Annotated in this window: 4 protein-coding genes and 1 pseudogene; all 5 read left to right on the plus strand. The window is 61.8% G+C overall.

Annotation, left to right across the window (positions count from 1 at the left end):
• A partial coding sequence (locus tag CQ12_RS40490; protein WP_057840816.1) for a TonB-dependent siderophore receptor occupies positions 1-2,072 on the plus strand: 2,072 nt, incomplete at its 5' end.
• 101 nt (positions 2,073-2,173) lie between these two features.
• Complete coding sequence (fsrB, locus tag CQ12_RS40495) at positions 2,174-3,463, plus strand: siderophore utilization protein FsrB (RefSeq protein ID WP_057840817.1); 1,290 nt, start codon at positions 2,174-2,176, stop codon at positions 3,461-3,463.
• 725 nt (positions 3,464-4,188) lie between these two features.
• Positions 4,189-5,439, plus strand: coding sequence for a site-specific integrase (locus tag CQ12_RS40500; RefSeq protein ID WP_057840818.1), 1,251 nt, complete (start codon positions 4,189-4,191; stop codon positions 5,437-5,439).
• A gap of 173 nt (positions 5,440-5,612) precedes the next feature.
• Complete coding sequence (locus CQ12_RS44765) at positions 5,613-6,326, plus strand: hypothetical protein (RefSeq protein ID WP_157088794.1); 714 nt, start codon at positions 5,613-5,615, stop codon at positions 6,324-6,326.
• Positions 6,327-6,339: 13 nt separating this feature from the next.
• Positions 6,340-6,842, plus strand: a pseudogene (locus CQ12_RS40505) (hypothetical protein); the annotation flags it as partial.

Below are 6,842 nucleotides of genomic sequence, written 5' to 3' on the forward strand. Positions count from 1 at the left end.
CCGCTCGCGCAGCCCGCTCACCGCAAGCGGCGCCCGCCGCGGCCGCATCAGGCGCCGGTGCCGGCGAACGCGCGAATGGTCCGGTGCGCGGATTCGTCGCGACCCGCAGCGGCACCGCGACCAAGACCGACACGCCGATCATCGAAACGCCGCAGTCGATTTCCGTCGTCACCACCGACCAGATCAGAAATCAGGGCGCGACGTCGATCGGTGAGGCGTTGCGCTACACCGCCGGTGTCAGCGGCGATGTCAACGGCGGTTCAGACACGCGCTTCGGTGGCCTGCAGATCCGCGGCTTCGACATGACCATGCCGGGACTCTACATCGACGGTCTGCGAGTGCCGTCCAGCAACTACGTGCATTTCAACGGTCTCGATCCATACGGTGCCGAGCGCCTGGAGGTGCTCAAGGGGCCGTCGTCGGCGATGTATGGCGGTAGCGGCACCGGCGGCATCCTGAATTACGTTACCAAGCTGCCGACCGCGCAACAGTTCGGCGAAGTCTCGGTCTCGGGCGGCAGCTTCAGCCGCTATCAGGGCCAGTTCGACATGGGCGGTCCCGCCAACAAGGAAGGCACCGTGCTGTGGCGGCTGACCGGTGTCGTTCGCGATGGCGAAACCCAGGTCGACTTCACCAAGGATAACCGTGTCTTCATCGCGCCGGCCGTCACCTTCAAGCCGAACGAGGACACGACCATCACGTTCCTGGCCAACTATCAAAGGGACAGGGCAGGGTGGGGACTGCAGTTCCTGCCGGCTTCGGGCACGGTGTGGCCCAATAATGGTCGCACCATCCCGGTCTCGTTCTTCGCGGGCGTGCCCGGTTTCGACGCTTTCAACACCGAGATTGCGACCGCCGGCTACCAGCTCTCGCACAACATCAACGACGCCATCACTTTCCGGCAGAATCTGCGCTACGCCTATCAGCACAACGAAGAAAAAGTGTTCTATGGCGGCGGCTACACCAACGAGGCTGCGGGACTGCTTGCGCGTTATGGCAGCACGAGCAACTCGTATATCAATTCCTTCGCGGTGGACAATCAACTGCAGGGCAAGTTCACCACGGGCTTCCTCAGTCACACCACGCTGGTCGGTATAGACTATCGCAACACCTCATTCCGCGACACCGCCTATGGGGTGACGACCTCGGCCCCCGAGATCAACGTGTTTGCCCCGGTCTACAGCTACGACTGGACCATTGGGGCCATGAGCGACAACACCGGCATCAAGCAATCGCAGGTCGGGCTCTACGCGCAGGACCAGATCAAGCTCGGCCGGCTCTCGTTCCAGCTCGGCGGCCGGCAGGATTTCGTCACCACGAAGGTCGACAAGGGTCTCCTCAACACCTCGGCAACGATCGACGCTTCGGCATTCACCGGCCGCGCAGCCGTCATGTACAATTTCGACAATGGAATCGCGCCATATGTCAGCTATTCCGAATCTTTCCTGCCGGTGCTGGCGACCAACGCGGCGGGCGAATTGCTCAACCCCGAGACCGGAGAGCAGTATGAGGTCGGCGTAAAGTACCAGCCGGTCGGGCTGAACGCCCTGTTCACGATCGCGGCGTTCGACCTTACGCGCTCCAACGTCGTGACATACCCGCCACCGCTCTATATCGCTGAACAGACCGGTCAGGTGAAGTCGCGCGGTATCGAACTCGAAGGCACGATGTCACTCGCCGACGGCTGGAACCTGCGCGCTGCCTATGCCTATGTCGACGCCGTGATCACGCAGGATCCGGTAAACATCGGCAAGACGCCCACCACGGTGCCGCTCAACCGCGCCTCGCTGTGGAGCGACTACACGCTGCAGAGCGGGCCGCTCGCCGGAGTCCAGTTCGGTGGCGGCATCCGCCATGTCGGCGCGACGTGGGGCGACGACGCCAACACCTTCAAGGTCGGAGCATCCACCGTGCTGGATGCGCTGCTTGCCTACAACAAGGACAATTGGCGCCTGTCGCTGAACGTCACCAATCTCGCTGACACGCGCTATGTCGCCGCCTGCTACAGCCTGTCAGGATGCTTCTACGCGGAGGGGCGCAAGGCGATCGCCAAAGTGGCCTATCGATGGTAAGTCGGACACGACACACCGCGACAGACATGTCACCGCCGGTCGGCCGACCGGCGGTGATGATGTTTGATAACTAAGACAACTCCAACCGCACGGGCGAAGGCATGAGATCGATCTTCGGGCGACTGCATCGCTGGGCCGGACTTCTCACCGCCGGCTTTCTGTTCTTTTCGGGCGTCACCGGCGCGATCATTTCGTGGGATCATGCGATCGACGATGCGCTGAACCAGGATCTGTTCGACGTGACGAGCAGCGGTCCCGCCATTGCCTCCGTCGATCTCGTCAAGCTGATCGAGCAGCGCGATCCACGCGCGCGCGTCGTCCACATGTTCATGACGCCGGAGAAGGATCACTCGCTGTGGTTCTTCGTGCTGCCGCGGATCGATCCCGCCACCGGCAAGCGCTTCACGCTGGATTACAATCAGATCTTCCTTGATCCCAACACCGGCGCGGAACTCGGGCGGCGCTACTGGGGCGCGGTATGGCCGGTGACGCGCGCCAATTTCGTCTCGTTCCTCTACAAGCTGCATTACACCATGCACATTCCGGAGTTCTGGGGCAGCGATCGCTGGGGCATGCGCGTGCTTGGCGTTATCGCGATCATCTGGACCGTCGACTGCTTCGTCGGCTTCTATCTGACGCTGCCGTCCCGTCGCCGCGCCAAGGCGGAGCGGGCGCCGGCCGTCGAGCGCCAGCTCGGCCGCGGTTTCTGGGCGCGCTGGGCGCCTGCCTGGAAGATCAAGACCTCGGGCAGCGCCTACCGAATCAATTTCGACATCCACCGCGCTTTCAGCCTGTGGACCTGGGCGTTGCTGTTCGTGATCGCCTTTACGGCGTTTTCGCTGAATTTGTATTTCGAGGTGTTCTCGCCCCTGATGAAGACGGTGTCGAACTACACCCCGACGCCCTATGAGCAGCGCCCGTACCGGCATCTCGATGATCCGATCGAGCCCAAGGTCACGTTTGCGGATATCGCGGCGCGCGCGGCGGCCGACGGCAAGAGCCGCGGCTGGACCACGCCAGTCGGCTCGATCAATTATGGCCCGGCCCATGGCGTCTATGCCGCGGCCTTCTTCCATCCCGGCGACGATCATGGCGCCGGCGGCGTCGGCCCGGCGCAGCTCTATTACGACAGCGAGGACGGCCGCCCGATCGGCCAGCGACTGCCATGGGTCGGCACCGCCGCCGATATCTTCGTGCAGGCGCAATTCCCGCTGCATTCCGGCCGGATCGTCGGGCTGCCCGGCCGCATCCTGATCTCGATCATGGGACTGGTGGTTGCGGCGCTGTCGGTGACCGGCGTCGTGATCTGGTGGCGCAAGCGCCGCGCCCGTGTCCGCGTGCGCGAAACCACCGCAACCCACGCGAGCGGACGTCTCGCGCCCGCGGAATAGTTTTTTGAGTGAGCGCCGCGAGGCCACAGTTCCGTAGGGTGGGCAAAGCGAAGCGTGCTCAACGGCATCCGGCCGGGGTCAGAACCGGAGCCAACGTTTGGAGTGGACCATGTCAGGTCTGGCTCGGATGGATCAACCGCCGCGAAAGCCGCCGCGCGTAAACTTCGATTTGCGCAAACATTTCAAAGTGATTTGGGTCGTCCAGTCCCGCTCGTAAAAATAAAGCGCTTCGCCGCAGACCCAAATCACGCTTACAAATCCCGCCATCCCGTCCCGGCAAGAGGGGCGTTGGCCATCGTCACGAACGTGGGGCGGGATGCGGTGGACGCGGCAGCGTCGGCGCGAAGAGTGTTCGCAGGGCGGCATCAAGCTGTGAGTGAACGTTCGCGCGCAGGACGTACGGCGCTGAAGCGTACGGCAAAACCGTGTGGTCCTGACACCCGTGGCTGGTGCCAAGCTGCCGGTGGCGTATCCGATCCAACCGGATCGATGTGTCATCAAGCCGGCAGTGACGGAGGCCAGAGGAATTCGGCTCCGGGGAGACCACGGCATAAGCCGTCAACCCATTGCGCAGGGAAAATAAATAGCTGCATGCAGTTCTGTGGAGTCCTGTGGAGTCCGCAAGCCATTGATCGCCTGAGCAATATCCCCATAACGTGTCACTGGCCTTCATAGGCCTTCACAGACACGATCGCGACACTTCGCGGGAACGGGGACACGATCTGATGGCACGCAAAGTCAGCTTCAGCGCACTGGAAAGCCGCAGTGCCCGGCTTCGATTGAAAATCCGCCGCAGGCCCTACAGCGGCCCGTCGCTCGCACGCGGTATCGCCCTGATGTACCGCCGCAACAAGACCAACGGCACGTGGGTCCTGAAGGCCAGCAACGGTCACGGCGCATACTGGACCAAAGCCTTCGCCCTGGCCGACGATTTCGAGGATGCCGACGCCAAGAATGTGCTGACATTCTATCAGGCGCAGGATCAAGCGAAGAAGCTGGCGCGCGGTGATGAGGACCTCGACAGCGCGCCGATTACCATTGATGGCGCCCTCAAGGCCTACAAGCGCGATCTCGAGGCGCGCGGTGCAAATCCCTACAACGCGGAATCCCCGCGCGTGCATTTGACCCCGGTGCTGCTGGCCAAGCCCGTGGCGTTGCTCGCCGCGACCGAGTTGAAGAAGTGGCGCGACAGCCTGATCGGCAAGCTCGCGCCCGCCACGATCAATCGCGTCTGCAGATGCCTATGCGCCGCCTTGGAATTGGCGCGACAGCACGACGAGCGAATTGCGAACCGGCAGGCATGGGAAATCGGGCTCGCTAATCTGCCGGACGCGCAAGAGGTGCGCAACGTGATCCTCTCGGACGACAAGGTTCGCGAGTTTGTCAGCACCGCCTATGCGCTCGATGACGGTCTTGGTCTTCTCACCGACGTTCTGGCAATCACTGGCGCACGGCCATCGCAGGCCGTCCGTCTGCGCGTCGAGGATTTGCATGATCACGCCGTGCGGCCAAAGCTAATGATGCCGAAATCCGCCAAGGGCGGTGGCCGGAACCGCGCAAAGAAGAAGGCCGAACGCTTTTCGGTACCGATCACCGTGCAACTGGCGGCGAGATTGAAAGCGGCAGCCCGAGGCCGCGCCCGCGATGCGACGTTGCTTTTGAAGAGCGACGGCACACCGTGGGACGACAATCCCGGCCAGAGCTATCACCGCGACATCGACAGCGTCGTCACCGCCATCGGGCTCGATCCCGCTGGGGTGACGATGTACGCGCTGCGGCATTCATCCATCGTGCGAATGCTGCTGCGAAATGTTCCGATCAGGCTGGTGGCGTCGCTACACAACACCAGCGTCGCGATGATCGAAAAGCATTATTCAAAGTACATCACCGAGCATTCCATCGACGACATCGCGCGGGCCGGGCTGTTGTCGGAGTCAGCGCCAACGGTCGACAATGTGGTCGCACTGGCGCGGTGAGAGATGAACAGACAACCGGAGGAAAGCAGAAGAAACTGAATAGGACTGAAGGGACCTGGAGATATAGCGAGGCATACCGCGACGAAGAAAGCGTGCGCGTTCCTATTGACGGCGCCGTGACCCCCTCTCAATCTATGTTCGTATGGAGCACGATGCATAGATGGAGCGGAACAATGGCCCGCAAAGCAGCATCTGGTTCGAAGCCCAGCGCAGGCGACGACTTGAAGATCGATCCATCTCTACTGCCAACGTTACTTCAGCACGCAGCAGATGTGGTCGTCGAAGCTGGTTCCCATGCGGCAGAACTTGCTGATGAGGCAGATGGCAGAGGTAAACGATGCCGAGAATACTTCAGAAAGCTGACCGAGTTATTCGATCTGTATACATCACCGACGAATCTTGCCGGCGGCAATCCAAAGTACCCACTACCAGCCATTGTTGCGAAACAGCTAGGCAGCTTTTGTAGCTATTTAAGCGCCGGTATTATTCCGGATCCGATCAAACATTGCGCGCGCCGGGGCCGCCCGCTTGGTCCCGATGAAGGCCGGGATGTGAGGTATGCTGTTATCTACGTCTTGGCCGCAAAGCGGCGATTAATTCGAGATCGGCATCCGCTCGAAACAATCGTCAAAGAGTATGGGCTATCCAGCCGCAAAACAGTCCAAACTTGGATCGTCAAGCACCGAGAGGCTATCGCTCAGAAAAGCTTCGCTGATCCCGGACTGATCATGGATAGGATGCATGAGGCGGCGCGGAGATATCGTGTGTCGGGTCATGAAGGCCTCCGCGGCGATCGAGTGGAACGGCACGCCGATCGACACAGCGACACTCGACCGGTTGCGCCGTCACTGGACCGCGATTCAGGACGCGCTGATCGCCGGCATTGATCGCGACTATGGTGTGTTTGAGGACCGCAGCTTTCGCCTCGAACGCTGGCAGCGCTGGCTTGCCGATCATGGAATCCCCTGGCCAAGGCTCGACACTGGCCGGCTTGATCTGTCGGACGACACATTCCGGCAAATGGCGCGCGCCTACCCGGTCGTCTCACCCATGCGCGAATTGCGCAGCGCACTGTCCGAACTGCGGTTGAATGATCTCGCCGTCGGGCATGACGGCAGAAACCGCACCATTCTGTCCGCCTTCCGTTCCCGCACTGGCCGCTGTCAGCCAAGCAATACCCGTTACATCTTTGGCCCGAGCGTGTGGCTGCGCAGTTTGATCCTGCCGCCGGAAGGCTACGGCATCGCCTATATCGACTGGTGCCAGCAAGAGCATGCCATTGCGGCCGTGCTGTCCGGTGATCGTGCCATGCAGGCGGCCTATACGTCGGGCGATCCCTACCTCGCATTCGCCAGACAGGCCGGCGCCGTGCCCGCCGACGCCACTAAGCATTCGCACGGTGC

This window comes from Bradyrhizobium jicamae, assembly GCF_001440395.1.
Classification (GTDB): Bacteria; Pseudomonadota; Alphaproteobacteria; order Rhizobiales; family Xanthobacteraceae; genus Bradyrhizobium; species Bradyrhizobium jicamae.